The 18,822-nt window shown below is 55.8% G+C and carries 16 protein-coding genes; 6 read left to right on the plus strand and 10 right to left on the minus strand.

Features of this window, described 5'->3' with window-relative positions; translation table 11 throughout:
• Window positions 1-4: 4 nt before the first annotated feature.
• Window positions 5-949: a homocysteine S-methyltransferase family protein gene (locus QO002_RS27280; RefSeq protein ID WP_307235880.1), complete on the minus strand. Its 945-nt coding sequence runs from the start codon at window positions 947-949 to the stop codon at window positions 5-7.
• 240 nt (window positions 950-1,189) lie between these two features.
• Here QO002_RS27280 and QO002_RS27285 point away from each other — a divergent pair, with 240 nt between their 5' ends.
• The 5 genes from QO002_RS27285 (at window position 1,190) to QO002_RS27305 (ending at window position 9,535) form a co-directional block, all read left to right on the plus strand.
• Entirely contained in the window at window positions 1,190-2,569 is a 1,380-nt protein-coding gene (locus tag QO002_RS27285) for an LLM class flavin-dependent oxidoreductase (RefSeq protein ID WP_307235882.1), read from the plus strand.
• A gap of 51 nt (window positions 2,570-2,620) precedes the next feature.
• Entirely contained in the window at window positions 2,621-3,925 is a 1,305-nt protein-coding gene (locus QO002_RS27290) for an SfnB family sulfur acquisition oxidoreductase (protein ID WP_307235884.1), read from the plus strand.
• The gene (locus tag QO002_RS27295) at window positions 3,922-5,160 is read left to right on the plus strand and encodes an acyl-CoA dehydrogenase family protein (protein ID WP_307235886.1); all 1,239 of its coding nucleotides are present in this window, start codon (window positions 3,922-3,924) and stop codon (window positions 5,158-5,160) included. Before QO002_RS27290 ends, QO002_RS27295 begins: the two co-directional genes overlap by 4 nt.
• A gap of 29 nt (window positions 5,161-5,189) precedes the next feature.
• On the plus strand, window positions 5,190-6,575 hold the full coding sequence (locus QO002_RS27300; RefSeq protein WP_307235888.1) for an NtaA/DmoA family FMN-dependent monooxygenase: 1,386 nt from the start codon (window positions 5,190-5,192) through the stop codon (window positions 6,573-6,575).
• 1,832 nt (window positions 6,576-8,407) lie between these two features.
• The gene (locus QO002_RS27305; RefSeq protein ID WP_307235890.1) at window positions 8,408-9,535 is read left to right on the plus strand and encodes a calcium-binding protein; all 1,128 of its coding nucleotides are present in this window, start codon (window positions 8,408-8,410) and stop codon (window positions 9,533-9,535) included.
• On the opposite strand, the gene tnpB is transcribed toward QO002_RS27305, so the two are convergent.
• The 5 genes from tnpB to QO002_RS27325 all read right to left on the minus strand — a co-directional run bounded on the left by tnpB (window position 9,532) and on the right by QO002_RS27325 (window position 14,614).
• Window positions 9,532-9,738 carry an IS66 family insertion sequence element accessory protein TnpB gene (tnpB, locus tag QO002_RS31000; RefSeq protein ID WP_370878605.1) on the minus strand — a complete coding sequence of 69 codons (207 nt, stop codon included), beginning with the start codon at window positions 9,736-9,738 and terminating at the stop codon, window positions 9,532-9,534. The two genes, QO002_RS27305 and tnpB, sit on opposite strands and share 4 nt — an antisense overlap.
• A complete protein-coding gene (tnpA, locus tag QO002_RS27310; RefSeq protein ID WP_307235892.1) occupies window positions 9,735-10,187 on the minus strand; it encodes an IS66-like element accessory protein TnpA in 453 nt (150 codons plus the stop codon). Before tnpA ends, tnpB begins: the two co-directional genes overlap by 4 nt.
• A 223-nt stretch (window positions 10,188-10,410) precedes the next feature.
• Entirely contained in the window at window positions 10,411-10,905 is a 495-nt protein-coding gene (locus QO002_RS27315) for a YciE/YciF ferroxidase family protein (RefSeq protein ID WP_307235894.1), read from the minus strand.
• A gap of 663 nt (window positions 10,906-11,568) precedes the next feature.
• Complete coding sequence (locus QO002_RS27320) at window positions 11,569-13,044, minus strand: DUF1254 domain-containing protein (protein ID WP_307235896.1); 1,476 nt, start codon at window positions 13,042-13,044, stop codon at window positions 11,569-11,571.
• Between the two features lie 88 nt (window positions 13,045-13,132).
• On the minus strand, window positions 13,133-14,614 hold the full coding sequence (locus tag QO002_RS27325) for a DUF1254 domain-containing protein (RefSeq protein WP_307235898.1): 1,482 nt from the start codon (window positions 14,612-14,614) through the stop codon (window positions 13,133-13,135).
• 641 nt (window positions 14,615-15,255) lie between these two features.
• Between QO002_RS27325 and QO002_RS27330 the strand changes: the two genes are divergently transcribed.
• Window positions 15,256-15,459: a cold-shock protein gene (locus QO002_RS27330; protein ID WP_307235900.1), complete on the plus strand. Its 204-nt coding sequence runs from the start codon at window positions 15,256-15,258 to the stop codon at window positions 15,457-15,459.
• 430 nt (window positions 15,460-15,889) lie between these two features.
• Here the strand turns inward: QO002_RS27330 and QO002_RS27335 are convergent, their stop codons facing one another.
• The 4 genes from QO002_RS27335 to QO002_RS27350 form a co-directional block, all read right to left on the minus strand.
• On the minus strand, window positions 15,890-16,120 hold the full coding sequence (locus QO002_RS27335) for a hypothetical protein (RefSeq protein ID WP_307235902.1): 231 nt from the start codon (window positions 16,118-16,120) through the stop codon (window positions 15,890-15,892).
• Between the two features lie 95 nt (window positions 16,121-16,215).
• Entirely contained in the window at window positions 16,216-16,479 is a 264-nt protein-coding gene (locus QO002_RS27340) for a hypothetical protein (RefSeq protein WP_307235904.1), read from the minus strand.
• 672 nt (window positions 16,480-17,151) lie between these two features.
• Entirely contained in the window at window positions 17,152-17,682 is a 531-nt protein-coding gene (locus QO002_RS27345; protein WP_307235906.1) for a DUF995 domain-containing protein, read from the minus strand.
• A 114-nt stretch (window positions 17,683-17,796) separates the two neighbouring features.
• Window positions 17,797-18,771: a glycoside hydrolase family 26 protein gene (locus QO002_RS27350; protein WP_307235908.1), complete on the minus strand. Its 975-nt coding sequence runs from the start codon at window positions 18,769-18,771 to the stop codon at window positions 17,797-17,799.
• Window positions 18,772-18,822 lie beyond the last annotated feature (51 nt).

The raw sequence follows: 18,822 nt of genomic DNA on the forward strand, positions 1-18,822 counted from the left end.
TGGTTCAGGCAGCGACAGGTTCCGGTTTGAATGTTGTCTTGATTTCTGAGATATGCTCGGGGCCAATACCGCAGCAGCCCCCGACGATCGATGCACCCGCATCGACCCAACGGCGGGCGAAGGTCAGGTAACCCGGCGGGTCAAGATCTTCACGCAGGCTACCGAGGCCCGAATTGGCCTTGATCTCTTCCGTGCTTTCAGGCCGCGGAACGAAGGCATTGGCGTAGACGCCGATCGCGGCATGGAGGGACGATTCCTGGAGGGATATGCGCGCCGCATTAATCGCAGCCTCCATGATTTCGGCCTGACTGCAGTTGAAGAGCAACGCGCTCGCACCGAGTTCAACGGCTTTCGCTGCAGCCTCGGCAACCGTCTCGCCGGAACGCAAGCGAGGCGCCCATTTTCCCGCGATCACATCCCTGACACCGTTTCGGTCATCGAGGGTATAGGAAAGCCAGAGTGGTCGCTGGTCATCACCCAAAGCGCGCCGGATAGCTTCGACCTCAATCAGTGATCCTTGCGTTTCGGCAAGCCAAAAATCGACATGCGGAGACAATCCCTGAACCAAAACAGAGAGGATCTCCGGCGCCTTTTCCCCATCGAACAGGTCAGGTCGATATGAGCCAAAAACCGGAGGCAGGGAGCCTGCCACTAAAACCCTTCCGCCTGCCCTTCCCGCAGCGGATCGCGCCAGCTTTCCGGAAAGATCGACCAGCTCGAGGCCACGCTCTGCGAAGCGTTCGTCACCTATATGAAAGGGAACGACCGCGTAGCTGTTGGTGGTGATCACCTCGGCCCCGGCGGCGATGAATGCGTCATGCGCCCGCTCAACATATTCGGGAGCTTCGATCAATGCCAAGGCCGACCATTCTGGCTGCTTAAAGGGTGCGCCACTTTTAAGCAGCTCGCGACCCATGCCGCCATCAAGCACTGTGATTTCCCTGGACACCGGTGCCCTCCTACCAAATTATAAGTTTATCAGATGTTTGTTTCGCCGTTATGGCCGGAGCAGCGATAGGAGAGGTATAGGCGGTCGCTCGATTTCTTCACAAGCATACATTTTCTATAGTTTTTATGAATTAAAGAAATTCCTGCCCGGCATGATCCGTCCAGAAGGGCTATCTACACGCTCAATGCAAATGCATTTTGGAGTGGTGGACTGCTGCCATCGCAGAGAACTGTGTTGTCTATGACGAAGAAAATTCATATTTACGCGTTCGACATGAACTGTGTCAGCCACATCAATCATGGCCTGTGGACGCATCCACGAGATCAATCGACATCTTATACGAGCCTGGAATACTGGGCGAATCTCGCGCGTACTGCCGAGCGGGGCAAGCTCGATGGCATCTTTCTCGCCGATATCGTCGGTGTTTACGATGTGTATAAGGGTAGCCCGGCAACGGCGATTGCCACCGGTGCACAGACGCCCGTCAACGATCCACTGCTTGTCGTTCCGGTCATGGCTTATGTCACCCAACATCTGGGGTTCGGCGTTACGGTCAACACAACCTATGAGCCGCCTTATCTGCTTGCGCGACGGCTTTCGACCCTCGATCACCTCACCAATGGCCGCGTCGGATGGAACATCGTCACCGGTTATCTAGATAGCGCCGCCCGGGCCATGGGCTTTTCCGAGCAGCCCGACCACGATCACCGCTATGACGTCGCGGACGAATATATGGAGGTTCTCTACAAACTCTGGGAAGGCAGCTGGGATAGCGATGCGGTGGTTAGAGATCGAACGTCCGGCCGCTACGCCGATCCCGATAAAGTTCGTGCTATCAAGCATAGAGGCCAGCACTACCAACTGGACGCCATTCACCTGAGCGAGCCATCGCTTCAGCGAACGCCGGTTCTCTACCAGGCCGGGTCGTCGACCCGCGGACGCAAATTTGCGGCTGAGCATGCCGAGTGCGCCTTTATCGGTGGCAATAAACCAGAGGCTGCTGCATCCATAGTCTCCGATATCCGCCAACGAGCGGTCGCGAACGGACGCAGTGCCGATGCGGTCAAGTTGTTTACCAGTCTTAGCGTTGTCGTCGGCAGGACAGAGGCCGAAGCCGAAGAGAAACTTGAGGACTATCGCCGCCATGCCATTACCGAGGCAGCTCTTGCTCATTATTCAAGTTCTATAGGAATAGACCTGGCTCGCTATGATCTGGACGAGCCGATCGTCTACCAGAAAACCAATGCGAACAATTCGGCGTTAGAAGCAATCACGACAAGAAGTCCAGACAAAATCTGGACCCGGCGCGAGATCGTCGATCAGATGGTTCTCGGAAGTCGCCAAAAGCCGGTCGTCGGGACGCCGCAACAGATTGCTGATCATATGCAGGCATGGATCGACATTGGCGACATCGACGGGTTCAATCTCCCGCGAACGGTGGCCCCAGAAAGTCTGGAAGATTTCGTCGATCTTGTTGTTCCTATCCTGCAGGAGCGCGGCATGTTCAAGGCCGACTACTCGGAAGGAACGTTGCGCGAAAAATTGTTTGGGAGCGGGCACGCGCACCTTCCCGCTAACCACCCTGGGTCCCGGTTCCGGCATCCGGCGGCGAACCCGTGAACACCACCGGCGAAACGACGAAATCTAGTACGGCAGCAGCCACAGCTCTCAGTGACCGAGCCCAAACAGGACATGATGACAATGCCTTCCTCTGAGCAAACCACATTCCTACCGATCGCTGCAAAAGCCGTATCACGGGAACGCGCCAAGATCATTGCCAGCGATGCCGAGGCCATCGCAGTTGCCAGCGCCCTGGCAGAAAAGTTTGCCCTGAACGCTGCTGAGCGGGATCGAGAAAGGTCCCTGCCCTTTGAAGAGATCGATACCTATTCCAGCAGCGGATTATGGGCGATTACCATTCCACGCGAGTTTGGCGGTGCTGGCGTCTCCTACAAGACGCTCGCGCAGGTGATCAGCATCGTGTCTGCAGCGGACGGCAGCCTTGGACAAATTCCGCAGAACCACTTTTTTCTACTCGAGGCGCTACGCTGGGCGGGAACGCGACAGCAGAAAGATTTTCTTTTCGCGAGAGTTCTGGCCGGAGACCGGTTAGGCAACGCACTTGCCGAACTTGGCACCCCCAACGCCAACGCAACCAAGAGCGCCATCCGCAAAGACGGCGAGAACTACCGGCTCGATGGACGGAAATTCTATTGCTCCGGCGTGATATTCGCCGATTGGATCGTACCATCGGTTGCAGACGAGAATGATGGACGCGCTTTCGTGTTCCTTGCTTCTGACACGCCCGGCGTCACTGTCGTTGATGATTGGAATGGCTTCGGTCAGCGAACCACGGCCAGCGGCACCACAGTTTTCGAGAACGTCGCAGTTCATCAAGCGGCGGTTGTCCCCACTCATCCGCCCTCTGGATTGTCACTTAGCAACCCAGTGGCCCACATCATGCATGCAGCGATTGATGTTGGCACAGCAAGGGCAGCTGTCGACACGACGATCAGCTTCATTCGCGACAAGGCCCGCCCCTGGGCGGACAGCGGTATCAAGAATGCGTGGGAGGACCCCCATACCATCCTGCAGGTCGGTGAGGCCAAAATGCGCCTCCACGCGGCTGAGGCCCTCGTTGAGCGGGCGGGCGGCATACTTGACGCAGTGGCTAGATGCCCGGATGGCGATGGCTGGGCTCATGCATCCATCGCCGTCTCGGAAGCGAAAATGGCAGCCGCTGACATCGCCCTTACCGCGTCGAGCAAGCTGATAGAACTTGGAGGGGCAAGTGCTACCCGGGGCGAACTCAACTTCGATCGCTTTTGGCGCAACGCTCGCACACATACGGTCCACGACCCCATTCGCTGGCGCGCGCATGAAGTTGGAAACTATTGGTTGAACGGCGAAGCACCGCCAAATCATGCTGTGAAATCCCGGGGGATTGTGGTCAAGAGCGGAGATCTGGGAGCATGACACAAACGGCAGCATCGACCATTGCGATCAGCACAGATCCATCACCCAAAACATTGAAGAATGCTCTTGGCAGCGACAACGACTGGCAATCCATAGGAAGAGAAATTGCAAACGAACTCAGGCTCACCGTCGTTGAACGGGAACGATCGGGCGCTCCGCCGGTCGCAGAGTTCAAGCTGCTGCGTGATGCCGGGCTCTTGACCCTGATCCAGCCACTTGAGCTAGACGGCGGCGGGTGTGAATGGACCGACGCATTGCGCATCGTTCGCACGGTCTCCGGCGCCAACACTTCGGTTGGGCAGCTCCTTGGCTACCACTACGTTGCCAGCCTCACACCTGGATTCTTCGATCTGGACCGCTCGGACGAACAACTGAGACGCCGATCCATTTCGGAGCGCTGGCATTGGGCAGGGTCGGGCAACCCGCGAGATCCAAACTTGACGCTGGAGCCGTCGGGTACCGGCTACACTCTGAACGGCCGCAAGAGCTTTTCATCTGGCGCTAGCATAGCTGATCAACTCTCAATTTTCCCGGAGCTCAATGGTAAGGGTGTGGTCGCCGCAATTCCGCGACGCCGCGAGGGCATCGTCGCCATCGACGACTGGAACCACATGGGCCAGCGTCAAAGTGAGAGCGGTACCATAGAGTTTCACAATGTCCGTGTTGAACTCGACGAGGTTTTGGCGTTCATGCCCCCGCCGGATGAACAGCCGGCATGGATGACCACTCGAATTCCTATGATGCAGTTGACGTTCGTCAACGTCTATCTTGGCGCGGCCGTGGGTGCACTCGACGCGGCTCGTGAATACGTTCAGACGGCCACGCGCCCTTGGCAGTCCTCCAACGTCGAAAAAGCGACGGACGATCCCTATATCCTCGAACATTTCGGATTGCTTCATTCGGACCTTGCTGCGTCGCTTGCTCTCGCAGACCAAGCGGGCGAAGAACTCAGCACTGCGCTCCGGCGCGGATACTCCCTGACGAAAGAAGAGCGCACAAGAGCTGCGTCTGTCGTCTACGCCGCCAAGGTGAACAGCACCCGTGTGGCACTCGAGGTCACAGCGAAAGTCTTCGATCTGATGGGCGCACGCGCCACGTCGAACATTCACGGTTTTGATCGCTTTTGGCGCGATGTACGAACCCATAGTCTCCACGACCCAGTTGCCTACAAGGCACGTGAGGTCGGCAACTACCTTCTGAATGGCGTTATTACGCCGGTAAGAGGCTATACCTGAGTTTCTCAAAATGACGATAGACCAATCGAATGACAGCAATCGGGACGACAGGAAATCAGGTGCACAAGCCCGCAGAAAACTCACGTCAGATGATACTTTTACTCTTCCTGGCGCCAGTCGGGTACCACACAACGGCGTGGCGTCACCAAACCAGTCGGGTTGAAGATTTATACGGATTGGCGTTACCCGCCGATATAGCGAAACGGGCGGAAGCGGCCAAGGTCCATGCGTTGTTCCTAGCAAACTGGTTGTCTTTCGGGGAAACGGGAAGAAATCCTCACTTGGTCGGCTACGAGCCGTTCACCACAATGGGAGCCTTGTCCGCCGTGACCGAACATATCGGCCTGGTAGGCACAGCGGCTACAACTTTTACAGAGCCGTACAATCTTGCCCGTTATTTTTCCCAATTGGACTGGCTGTCCAACGGTAGAATCGGATGGAACATCGTCACCGCAACGACGGGGCAGGAAAATTTCAGCGTTACGCTGCCTCCAAGAAATGAACGCTACGCTCAGGCGTACGAATATATGGACGTAGTCACGGGACTTTGGGATGCCTGGGATGACGACGCGGTCGTCAACGATCGAGCCGGAGGCGTATGGGCGGACCGGAGCCGTATCACCCCACTGAACCACGAGGGGCCGCGCTACAATGTCGAGGGACCTCTGCTTATACCCCGCTCGCCACAAGGCTGGCCGGTGCTTGTCCAGGCCGGCGCGAGCGATACGGGCAAGGACTTTGCCGCGAAGTATGCCGAAGTAGTGTTCACTGTTACCCCGACTTTCCCCCTGGCACAGGATTTCTACCGTGATCTGAAAGCGAGAGTGGTACTAAATGGCCGAGCCGAGGATTCCGTAAAAATCCATCCGGGCCTCATGCCCATTGTTGGCGACGATGACGCGGATGCACAAAGGATTCACGACGAACTACTGGGTCTGATTGATGAGGCCGAGGGATTTGGAAGGCTGAGCGCTATGCTTGAAGGAGCCGATCTAAGTGGATTGAGTGGAGACGACATCATTCCGCCCGATCGTCTGGTCGATCCGATTATCGCCGTTCGCGAAAAAGATGCGACCACGCGCTATCCTTATTTTTATGATCTTGCGGTGGCAAAGAAGTATACAATTCGGGCACTGCTCGGCGAGGTGATGAAGGCTGCCGGACACAGCGTTGTCGTCGGATCCGCGGTACACATTGCCGACCATATGCAGCTTTGGTTCGAGAGTGGTGCTGCGGATGGGTTCGCAATCCTTCCTCCAACTGTACCTCTGGGGCTCAACCGCTTTCTCGACGAAGTCGTTCCCATACTTCAGGAAAGAGGACTTTTCCGGACAGAGTATGTCCAAGGTACGCTACGCGACAACCTCGGCTTAGAGCGCCCTCGAGGACGGTACGCCCATCAATCGCTAGAGTGAAATTCCAATGACCACGCTAGCGGCAAACATTCGCGCGGATCGTGAGGTGGTCCCCGCAGAGGCATTGATTTAGCAGGCACATGTTCTGCTGGTTGGTTGATCCATTGCGGTGAAGAGAATTTAACCGCAGACCGACGCGCTCATCGACGACGGCGCGGCATAACGATGATTTATGGAACTTCGAACACCAGATTTTGTTGAACGTTTCTACAGATATTTCCATGCCACGTCCGCGCTCGCTAAATACTCGGATATCGAATGTGTAAGTGTCTACAAGCAATTTCATGCTACCCCGTGTCCGTGCAAGGCGACGCTTGCCTAGGCTTTTAGAGATGCTCCGGCGAGCCTTGGGATTGAGGTGACCGGCGATAGTGACCGCAAGGCGCAAGAAAATGGTGGGTCGAAGCAAACTTGGCAGCGACATGCAGTGGGGAACCTGTCCTTGCAGGTCGGTCGGAGTCCGCCTCACACTAGGGCAGCTTGCCGCGCGACGGCCCTGGGAACGCCTTAGTTGACGGCGACGAAGAAATTCCCCGGCAACTGCGCAAGGTGTAGCTACAGCTCGGCGTAAAGCGTCCGCATTTGAGCCAGTTTCTCGTCCATACCGGCGCTTGAAAGAATCAAACCGTGCGAACGGCTTGAAATGCAGTACTGTCGGTGACCCGAGGGCACCGAAGGGGAACGGCGACGATTTCAGTGCTCCCGCTCAATGTAATTCAATCCTTTGTTGATCATGCTTCATCTTCCATACTGACGTGGCCGTGGTCGATGTCCCACTTCAGGTCACGCTGACGGCCGCCCTTGGCAAAGAATTCCTTGTCCGTCAGACCGGGAAATCCATGACGATTTGCATGGATTTCCGTCCAAGCACGTTGTCGCGACGCGGATTTTCATCCGAAGCGGGTTACCCTCCCATTCCTTCGCGCCGACATAGGAGGCCGTCAGACTTGCCGACAGGTCTTTGATATGCCTTGCGAGTTTCAGTCGATCTTCTTCAATAGCAATCATAATGTTCTCCCGTTGGGCTTCGATCGGTCGTAATTGCGGGAGTCGGTTCGGCGCCAGTGTATACTTCGAGCGCGGAGATTAGTTCCTCTGTCGCGATGGCACCCCAAATTTGTCTCAGGAGTTTACGGACGGTCTCGGCCACCTGTCTCATCGAGCTTTGCCGGAGGGGTGAGCGATTGTTGACTTGGCGACGATCGAAAAATCCGGGCATTCGCGCCCGGTTAGCTCATGGCGGACGTTTAAACATTTACGTCATGAAAATTACTTCACGCGATCGGAGCCCTCCTTCGACCACTGCCGCCTTCAGGTCGCCCTGATGTAAACCCACATCGGGGAAACTGCGAACAATTGCAAGACGGCAAGGAGCTGTTCACGACCTTTGGCAGAAAGGCGCAAAACAATGGCAATGGAGAACAAATTCGCCGGATCGGACCGGCCCAATTTCCCCCACCGCGGACGCCTCCCCGTGCTGTGGGGCAATGTGACCCTGCACGTCTGACTTCAGTAGGGGGCGCTGGCCGTTCCGCGCTCGGTTGTTCGTTGGCATTATTCTTACGGATCACTGGCGGCAATGAGCAAACAGTTGGCACAGAAGCGCAAATATCGGGCGTTGTCGATGCTGGGCCAATCGCTACATATATTGCGACGCAATGCGACAGCTGTTCAGCTCTGAATCTCCCGTGTGATGCGGCATGTCGTGCTAGGCGGCGCGGCGCCCACGATTGGCAGCGTCGAGCAAGTTTCCGTTGAGGAAAACACCTACATCACAGACTCATCAGGAACCGCAAGCCCGGTCAACTCTTGAAAGAATTGGAAATCGTCTCGTGGCAACTATCACAGCCTACGCCAGCATGGATGTGCGGAATTTCGATTTTAGCAGCCTATACAACTACAGCAATTACCAAGCCGGATCGAACCTAGCCCAGTTTTGGTATGACAACGGATTCATGGATGAATTTCGCGGAAGCGGGTTTACTAACGATTACTACGGTACGCCTAATGGCGGCACCGTGAAAAGCTACGCGACATATTACGACGGCTATCGCATGGGAGTTATCGACGGCATCAGCGTTCCTGTTACAAAGATAGCAGACGCCGCTGCAACCTATTCGACGTCTGACGATCAAACCATCATCAGGTCTGCCCTGGCTGGGGCTGACAAGTTTACGGGCAGCGAGTACGCGGACTACTTCGACGGCTTTTCCGGCAACGACACCCTCTACGGCAACGGCGGAAACGACACGCTTTTTGGCAATTCGGGTAACGACTACCTGAATGGCGGCGTGGGAATAGACGATTTGCGTGGCGGCGCGGGCAACGATGTATATGTCGTCGACAATGTGTTTGACACCGTCAACGAGAGCGTCACTGGATCGACAGGCATCGACACAGTCCATTCATCGATAAGCTTCAACCTGGCCAACACGCCGCGCGTTCTTGGCTCGGTCGAGAACCTGACACTGTTGGGGTCCGGCAAAATCAACGGTACTGGAAATTCCCTCAACAACGTTGTCACTGGCAATAATAGCGCCAATATGCTGAATGGTGCGGCTGGTAACGACACGATCAATGGCGGCGGCGGCAATGATTTTCTGTACGGGGGAGCCGGGAACGACAAGCTGACTGGCGGTGCGGGCAACGATACCTTCGTCTTCAACACGAAGATCAGCGCCGCATCGAACGTTGACACCATCACGGACTTCAACGTCATGAACGACACCATTTGGCTCGACAACGCAGTCATGTCGGCTCTCGGCAGCGCGATTGAGTCCGGTGAGTTCTGGAAAAGCGCCTCCGGCACTGCCCACGACAAGAGCGATCACATCATTTACGAAACCGATACCGGTTGGCTGAACTACGACAGTAACGGCAGCCTTGCGGGCGGCTCGGTCCACATCGCCAAGCTAGACTCGAACCTCGAGCTTAAATATGGGGATTTCTTGGTGATCTAGTAGCCGGCGGTGCAATCGCAGCCATCAGGCGTTGGTGCTCTTGAGCGCCATCGCCTCGGCAGAACCAGGCCCGGCCAGACCCCGGAATGCGGGTCCAGCTTCAACTCGGTCTGCACCATCAAAGCCAGCGCCTGATGCCCACAGCGGAAGTCAACCGGACGCGTTGCGATCAGGATCGGCAGTCGTTGGCCCGCGACGATCATGACGCTCCTCGCACAGCGCGAACCAGAGCGGCGACCCGTTCAACGGGCACATCATTAGGAACCCGCATCACAACGTCTGAGCCAATCTGCAACGTCAAAACCTGCACCCTCGGCCCGTCGGAGGCCAGCTTCGGCAGCGGCAAACGATTGACAGGCTCAGGCGGCTCCGCAGCGATTGCCACAGGAACGAATGCCGGCTCGATACCATCGTGCTCCGACGGCGTCGTTGCCGCCGCAAACGGCAGCACCAGAATGCCGTCGTGCACTTGACGTCGCCAATCGGAAAGCTGGTTTGCTATAACGCCGTCACGGCGCGCGACATCCACAACACGAACACCAGGCTCAAAGCTTTCCGCCACGATCCGCGCCTTCACATCATCCGGCCAACGCCGGTTTCCGCGCCGCGGCTCGACAACTTCGTAGCGACCAACAAATCCATCATCTGCCATGCAAATCTCCAGATAAAACTGGAAACCTTCTCGCATACGCAGCAAGCCTCAAAATACACCCAATCCAATGGGGCGGAGACGGCGCTTACACTGGACGCGCGAATTCCTGACAGGATTCAGCCACTTTACGGCCAAGGCAAGCCGTTCCTTCAAGGGGATTGATGCCGATCCTCGATGGGGAGCTGGACTTAGCCCGGCTCCCCATTTTCGGACTGCGGGAGTGTTAAGCCGCCTTTGCCTGGGCAGTTGTTTTGTTGATCGAGGTCACGGCCAGATTGGTCAACTTGTTGTTCGTGGCCTTTTCCTGGTCGAGAATTTCGCTCAGGATCTTATGAGCCTCGTCATGTCCGAGATCTTTGGCCCATTCACGGAGCGAGCCGTAGCGCGCGATCTCGTAATGCTCAACAGCCTGACACGCTGCAAGCAGGCCGGCATCAAGCGCAGTGCCTTCGGCTTCTTCCATGAGACCATCTGCCTCTTTGATCAGCCCTTCAATCGCATCGCACTTTTCGCCCGACGCCTTTTTGCCGATCGACTTAAAGACGAGCTCAAGCTTCTTAATCTGGTCCTTTGTTTCCGCCAGATGATCCTCGGCAGCCTTTTTCAGCTCCGCACTCTTGGCAGCCTTGGCTACCTTGGGCAGCGCTTTGGTGATCGCGTTCTCGGCGTAATAAACGTCCTGCAATGTATGCTCAAAAATATCAGACAGGGTTTTCATGGTGTTTTCTCCTCAACGGGCTGAATGCCGACTGAGAAATTGATGAGCCGCGGATTCGTTCCACGAGGATGAGTTTGAGCTGAAATCCGCAATGCAGTTCCAAATTCTTAGCGTGCCGCGATCCCGTAAGTGTCGGCCCGATCAAGTAACGAGAATGACCATTATCGCTGTTCATTCGCCACGTTAGATCGCCTCTGGTAGCTGATATTCGTTCGCCACATCCAGCGAGAGCAGTGTCGCTCTACGCCTAGCCAGGGTCTCGCGATAGTCCTGAGCCTCGACGTCTTTAAAGAAAGGCGCGTCTGGCGCTAGGTTTTCCCCAATATCGGGCGTCCTGCATGCCGAATTTACAGCGCATCGTAAACCTACATGACGCGGGCGAGCTCGGATTTCGAGATTGACCCGGCGGCGGCTATTCGTCGTAGGTCGCGTTCCGAGCACGTGCGGTCCCTCAATAGATTGTCGATGGATGTTCGTTAGTTCGGTTTCTCATTGAAAGAGCAACCGTCCACAATCCCCCATGAATCGCCATCAAGTCGACTTGAGCAGACCGTCTGCGTTTAGGGAATCTGGATTCGGTCTGAACGAGCGAATTCAAGGTGCGATCCCGCCATGACGGTTGCATGTGACGAGGCCGCATACTGCGAGCCTGCCTCGGGTAGCTTAGCTCCCCTTTAACACCGCGGGTGGGGTCCATTCGCCATTGGTCGTTGCCGGCTTTGGCCAATAGGCGCGAACATAGAGGGAGAAGTCTCCGGACTTTGGGGCAGGCAGCCAGTTGTCTTTGAACGCCTCCGCAGGCTCGTCCGCCTGAACGTAGATCGTCAGCGACCCATCCTCATTGTATTTCAAGGATTTGTTCTTAGTGCCGACCGAGTAGCGCTTCAACGCGTTCGGCTCGAAGAAATGATGTTCGTTGTAGAGGGTTAGTGACCAGAAGCCGTGCACGGGTGGGGTTTGCCCCTTTGCGAAGGTCACGGTGTAAGGCGTCGAGCCGTTCAGGCGCGTGCCGGTCTCATCCAGATCCTGATAGAAATATTTCGTCTCGTTCGGCGCATTGACGAAGATGTTGGATTTGGCGACGGCGGCGCGGGTGAAATAATCAGTTCCGAAAGCCGCGTTGTTGGAGGTGGTCGTCCAGTTGTGCGGCAAGGGCAGGCCGTAGTTGCGGAACTGGAAGAGTGGCTCGATCAGATGGTCGTTGGCGTCGGCTGCCGCCTTGTCCACGGCCTTGCGAATTTCCGGATCGGCTTTTGCCGCTGCAATGACACTCATGACCTGCGCGTATCTTGCTTCTTCACCCGCCATCGGTGGAGCGTCTGCAAGGGCGACCGGCAGTGAATCGAAGAAGGTCTCCGGCGGGACCCAGGGTGTCTCGCTGTTGCCATTCCCTTGCGCTGGTAGCTGCTTGATACCAGCCCAGTCTCGGGTCTTCATCGATCCGTCGAATTGATCGAGCGGGTACATCATGATGCCGCTCAAAACCGACTCGATGGCTTTCCGATCTTCGGCAGTGTCATCCTGGAAGACGCGCGGGATGACGTTGCCAGTGTTGGTCGATGACCGGAAAACCTTGGTCACGCCTTTCGGTGTCTCACCCTTCCAGTTCGGACCGACCAGCATGTAGAAGCCCGGTTGCGTCCCGTACATCTTGCCCAACTGGGCAAAGCTGTCCGTCCTCAGATCAACAACCTGATAGACCCAGAAACGATCGCCGAAATCAGGCACCTGGATGATGACAGGGGATTTGTCGAGGGCGACGAGCCCCGCGCCATAGACCACGTCCTGATTGGGGCATGCGACCGCGCGTTCATCGGGCTCGATATAGTCGGTCAGCATCGTCAACTGGTTGAGCGGTGCCAGCGGCGCGCCGCCGGAGATGACGTTTTCCGGCAGTTGCGCAAACTTGATCCGCCTGTTGGTGACATTCACCAGGGGCCACGCCCACAGAAAGGCATCGCGGGTGACGAGTTCCGCATACTCCGGCGTGATCCGGGTTCCCGCAACGGGACCGGCCGGCATGGATGCGGCCCAACCGGGCGAGAGGTCGACAGGCTGGGCGATAACGCTCGCGGTCGACCAGAAAAAGGCCGAAATGGTCAACGCGATCTGGCCACGTGTTGTTATCTTGGTGAACACTTTTGTCTCCATCGCCTTTAGCAAACTTTGAATTGCGGGGGCCTGATGTGCAGTCAGCACGAGGCAGAGCTTTCAGGCCGGGGTTACTTCACGGAGCTTTGATCTTGACGATATCGTCCGGCTTCCAGGTTTTGTCGAAGAACGCCTTTGTCGGGCCATAGAGGCGAAGGGTCGTGAACCAGCCCTTGCCAGGGATGGTGGCAATCCAGTTCTTGTCGGGTCCAGGTGATGTCGGTCCGAAATAGATATCGGTCGATCCGTCGGCGTTCTGCTTCGGTTTGTCCATCGTATTGAGCGACGGGAACGGCTGCCCGTTGTCGAGCCCGGAGCCAGTAACCGGGTCGTAGACCGTGACTGACCAGAAGATTTTGGCGGGGATGTCCTTGGGCAACACCAGCTTGTAGCTGATATCGCCAGAGAGATAGTCGCCGTCCACATCCTTGAATGCATTGGGATATTTGGCTCCGACATTTTCCATGCTCATCGCCATGCCGGGGCTGGCCGAATAGGCATAGGTGAAGAAGCTCGAGCGCTCGTCAAGCTGATTGAAGGTCTCGGCGGCAAAATTGGCGTTCGTCGGAAACGGATTGATCCACTGTCTGTCATCGTAATATTTGGTGGACATCGGCCCGTAGGCAAAGGCATGTCCCATCCGCGAGGCCGTCTTTGCCGCCCTGTCGAGCATCGATTTCATCGTCTCATCCGGCGTGAACGGCTGGCCCTTGACGATGCCGAGATCGGCCGCCATGCCCCGCATCTCGAAATCCTTCGGATCGGCATATTCGCTGTCAATGAAGCGCGACAGCATGTCGAACGCGGTTCCGTCCTGCGGATACAGCATGTTGACGGCAACGCCGGACGCGTCCGGGAACTCCATCTTCTTTGCGGTGGCCTCTTGGCCGAGCGGATAGATCTTGGTTTCTTCGATGACCTTGACGGGCGCGTCGAGTTTTTGCGGGTCGGTGAAGAACCCGCGCCAGAAAACAAAGACCCCGTAGGTTCCAGAACGATAGGTAAGATAGCCATCCGGAATGTCGCCCGTATAATCCGGCGGAAGGATCAGATACTTGCCGCCCTTGCCCTTGTCGGGGCCGGGCAGACCGACATCGCCCGCCCATTGGCGGCCATCGATTTTGCCTTCGGAAGAGATGGGTCGCTGGAAGAAATCATCGAGAATGCCCTGAAGGCCAGGCGGCACTTCAATCACCATCGGCCCGTCTTGCTTCAAGTCGAGATAGCCGAGGGCATAGATGACGTCAGAGTTCGGCGTCGTGATCAGCGTCTTGGCGTTGAGGCGCTTTTTGAAGACCGGCAGCACGTTATAGCCCTTGCCAAATTTCGCCTCGGAGCCTTCTTTCATGGCGTACATGTTGAGTGCAGGCAGCGCCCAGAGATAGGTCTGCACCGCCCGCTGGAATAGAAGTTCATCACCAAGCTTGGCGACGTCGTCCTGGGCCAGGTAGCCTTTGGTGTAGGGAGCGTCCGCGACCATGTCGGCGGCGCTGGCAGCCACTGGCAACGCTATGGAAATACCGAAAGCGACGGTTGCAATCAGGCTCAGTCTAGGCATTTGCTCTCTCCGTCATGAACGTACTGCAGCCTAGAAATCACACGGTCAGCGAAAACGGAAGTACGAAACCGAGCAGATGGATCTCTTGCTTAACGTATCGGTCAGCTTCAATCATTTCCTGAGATACAGGCTACTCGGTTAAAGTCGTTCCGGTTTGCCGCTCTCATCGGCCAGACCGCGTTTCTCCGTATGCCCTCATCCGAGCGTTGAAGTTTGCGTTCCTGACTGGCCGCCTAACGATCCAGGTGTAGCGGGTTGCAAGATGACCGAAACAAAGGCGTGGATTGAACGTCAACGCACTGATAGCGGACTGACCGCTTCCAAGAACCAAAACGTGTGGCGTGAACGACCGATTCGAAGGCGCAAAGCTGCCGAATCTTTGTCGCCCAGTGGCCCGCTGGCGCGTATCCGCGTAAAGGGGTGTATCGTTGCATTGTCTGGTATGCCGAGAAACGCGTGCCTCGCGTCAATGGTTGGCTCTGGCAGGAGTGCCCCGCTGAGTCAGCGGTAAGGACACCAAGATCAGGCAACAACCCCGATCAATTCTGCGACTGAATACGGTGTCCGGAGGTTGCGGTTAGGCCATGCGAAATCTATTCTGCCTGCAGCAGCACCGCCTGCACAGGAAACAGGGATTCAAAATGGCGACTGGTACCGTAAAATTCTTCAACGAAGACAAGGGATTTGGATTCATCACACCCGAGAATGGCGGTACCGATGTATTCGTCCATGTGTCTGCACTTCAGAGCGGCGGCTCGCTACGCGAAGGGCAACGAGTGAATTACGACGTCGGGCAGGATCGCAAGACGGGTAAATCCAAAGCTGAAAACGTCCGCCCAATTTAACCAAGTGAGGTGTGAATGCGCGAATTTGCGTCTTCACACCTCCACAACCGTATTGGAGGTCGCGGCGGGGAACCCCGCCGATCTCTCAGTACCTCCGGCAGCTTTCTTGCATCATTTAGCTCGCGGCCTATCAGTTCACTCAAGCGACTGCTTTGGCACACCCTTCACAAAGGAGAATGTCAAAAGTTGAAAAGAGCGGAACCCACGAAAATTCCTACCCATGCGCCAACTGGAACACAAAGGGCAGCGGCAAAAAATCCCCCGAGATAAAATCCAATTCCACCAGCCGCCAACAAGCCACTGATGCTAGTCATCGTAACTACTGCATTCCGAAACTTTTTCATTCCCTGAAATATCCAAGCACGGTGCCAAAAACTTTGAGGTTCGCCGGGACTAGCGACCGGCTCTGCGCCATCCAGAAGCACGGGTGTTAGCTTCTTGCAAACCAACGCTCACCGTATTCAAACCGGATTACCGTATCGAGGTAATTTTCCTGTCCCGCAACGTGGTAGATGCTTTTCTCCACTGTTGATGGAGATTTATATTCGCCCTGGATGTCGCAAGAGCTGTCATAGATCTCTCTAGGTACCAAAACATAACCACCCGCCCCCAGGAAGGAGGCGTCGGACAAGCCAACGACGAGAAGCGCGAAGTTGCTCATAGGTGGCGATAACACCTGAAGATCTAAGCCGGGAACGCCAGCGGAAACACCCGGAAGAGGTGGCGATCCATAGTCAGAACCGCCACCGTTACTAGTTACTTTTTGGACAAGCCATTGGCATTGCCGTTCATTACCCCAGCCGCCACTTTGGCTTCAGCGCGCGATGCCGGAGAAGTAGTCTGGTCAACGCCGCTGGTGCCGTTACCGCCGATGTAGTCGCCGTTACCGGTGTAGGACGACGAGGACTCGCCCGTAGCGGAGCCGTTCGATTTACTTTCCCTGCCTTCGAGTGTGGCGCCACCGGCGAACGCTGCCGTTGCGAGCAGCGAAAGAGCCGCTGCCAAAATCATCTTCTTCATATTGTTTCTTCCCTGTTCGGCAGGGACATTCCTGCCACCAGACACATAAGAGAAAGGCTGAAGCGCTGTTTAGTTCGCAATGCCATTCTTTTACTCTCAGCCGCCAATTTTTCCCCGATACAGAGACCGCCGCCTGCGGGATATTTCTGATCTCGTTCTAATTGTATGTATTCGCCTAAGCAGCCCGAAACTGGTCTCGTAGTAGAACGCCAATAGGTGAATACGGGGGCTGGGTTAAGATGTCAAAAATCAGTAAATATGCACATGATCTCCTGTCTGATGTGCACAAGGAAGTTAAGCAAAGAATTAGTCCTAAATTTAATATAGCAAAAAGCATGGGAATGGTCGCTCTCGTCGTTGCCGTCTCATCCTGTACAACGACACCAACCAAAATCGCGACAAAGGAATCCCATTACATAGCGGTAGGTTATCCAAACCCTGTAAAGCAAAAGGTATCCACGACGAAAATGGTTAACGGTACCAAAGTGGTGTCCCAGACCGCAATAACGGTGACCTACCTTGGCCGGGCACCCTATATTTGCACGCCAAGCGGATTTGGGCGAAAATCAAGTTGCTTTGCAAGGCCCTTCACAACCGCGCATAAGTAGACCGACAATATCGCCGGTCTCTCCTGGCCAGCTTAAACGGACTTTCGCGGGCCGTCCCGTATGCTTACCTTGCTGAGGCTAGCTTCTTCCGCATGTGATTGTACCGCGACGTCACGTAGTCACCCCGTTTTATCTTGTTATATTCGTCGCTTGGCTTTGCGGGTACCGTTTTGAAAGCATACCACTCGCCATCCGGTTCCCGTTTTTGGAATACGACGTTCCCCTTCCTTCGATGACTGAAACAGGTGAGCGCCGGGGCCTTTCCGGAATTTGCGTACCACGTTGCTTGGAAGCAGAGCTTTCCAGCCGCTGTGACAAACCAGTGTCCCACCCCGTACGAGCCGCCTTTGTCGCCGGTCCAAGCGGTAAACCCACGCATTTTCACCGCAAAATAACCGGCGCCGGTCTTCCATATCCAAGAACGGTTGGCATAGAGCTTGTACACCTCGTCGCTCGACAACGGATTTGACATTGCTGGGGGCGCGGCGATCTTGGTAGATGTGGCGGCCTTTCTGGGCGTGGCAGCCTCAGCAACAGTGACGCTCATAGTCCCGGCAATCGCGGCGAACAGAAAGAGCATTCGAATTCTATTCATTTCTTTTCCTTGCGGGGCCTTGAAGCCCCTTGCTGTACTGTGCGTTCTTCAAACCTGCAAAGGACGCATTCACACGTTGAGTTATGCTGGTCCATTCCGAAAATCGGTTTGGATCTACGGGGCATTCGCTAGTTTTATTGCGTCGTCGCTAACCACTCGCCAGTAAGGAAGGCCATAGAGGCCCGGCCATGGATAGACTTCCTTATCGTTGAAGTAGACGACGGCAGTCAGGTCCGGAAATTGCGGATGTTTTTTTGCGGCCTCGGCTGCCCAAGCGCGGACGTAGTCGGTACCACCTGCATAGCCCAACTCAGCCACCATGATTGGTTTGTTGAAAGCTTGAACCAGTTCATATCCCGGCGCCAGAGCCTGCGCAAAGGTTCGCGGTCCCCCGAAATGGTCTATGTCGTACTGCTCCAATCCGAATACCGAAAGGCCGACAACATCCACCACATCGTTTCCGGGATAGAACTTAGCCAGACCGGGCTTGCCCTTGGGGGACCACATATAGGTGGCACTCTTGTTGTGCTTCCGACAAATCGTAACCATCCGGCGATAAGCCGCCACATAGTCCGCGGAACTCCAATGGGCCCAAGTGAACCGGTTCTCCGGTTCGTCCATTTCCTGCGCCCAGCGGATGGTAACTTTACTCTTGAATCCTGAAGTCATGGAGCAAATGGCCGCCATATTGGCATCGTAATCGCCGGCCAGAATCTCCCCGATCAATTTCTCGGGAGTCGAGCGCCAGTCGGTGGACCACGACCATGGCTCCACCGATATGAGAAGATCGCGACCCCGTTGTTGCGCGTAATTGTCGGCGTCCGTCAGCGATGAAAGATCGACGTCTTCCCAGGGGAGGAAGAGGTTCTCGATCTTTGAGTTGGAGTCATTGCCAAAATCGCCGTGCGGATCGTATGCGCCAAAGGTCACCGAACCGTCGCCGATGATCGGCCGCTTGTCGGAGTGCTGACCGCCCTGGGGATTTCCATTGGGAATTCCCCGGATGGTGCTCGCCGCCAAAACCGTTCCGGTCAGCACCAGGGTAACAATCGACAACGCGATCGCCATGCGTGATCTGTTATTTTTCATTGGTTTTTCCTTTTGCCACATCACTCCGCAGCTTTTGATCCTCCGCAGTCA

Source organism: Pararhizobium capsulatum DSM 1112, from assembly GCF_030814475.1.
Classification (GTDB): domain Bacteria; phylum Pseudomonadota; class Alphaproteobacteria; order Rhizobiales; family Rhizobiaceae; genus Pararhizobium; species Pararhizobium capsulatum.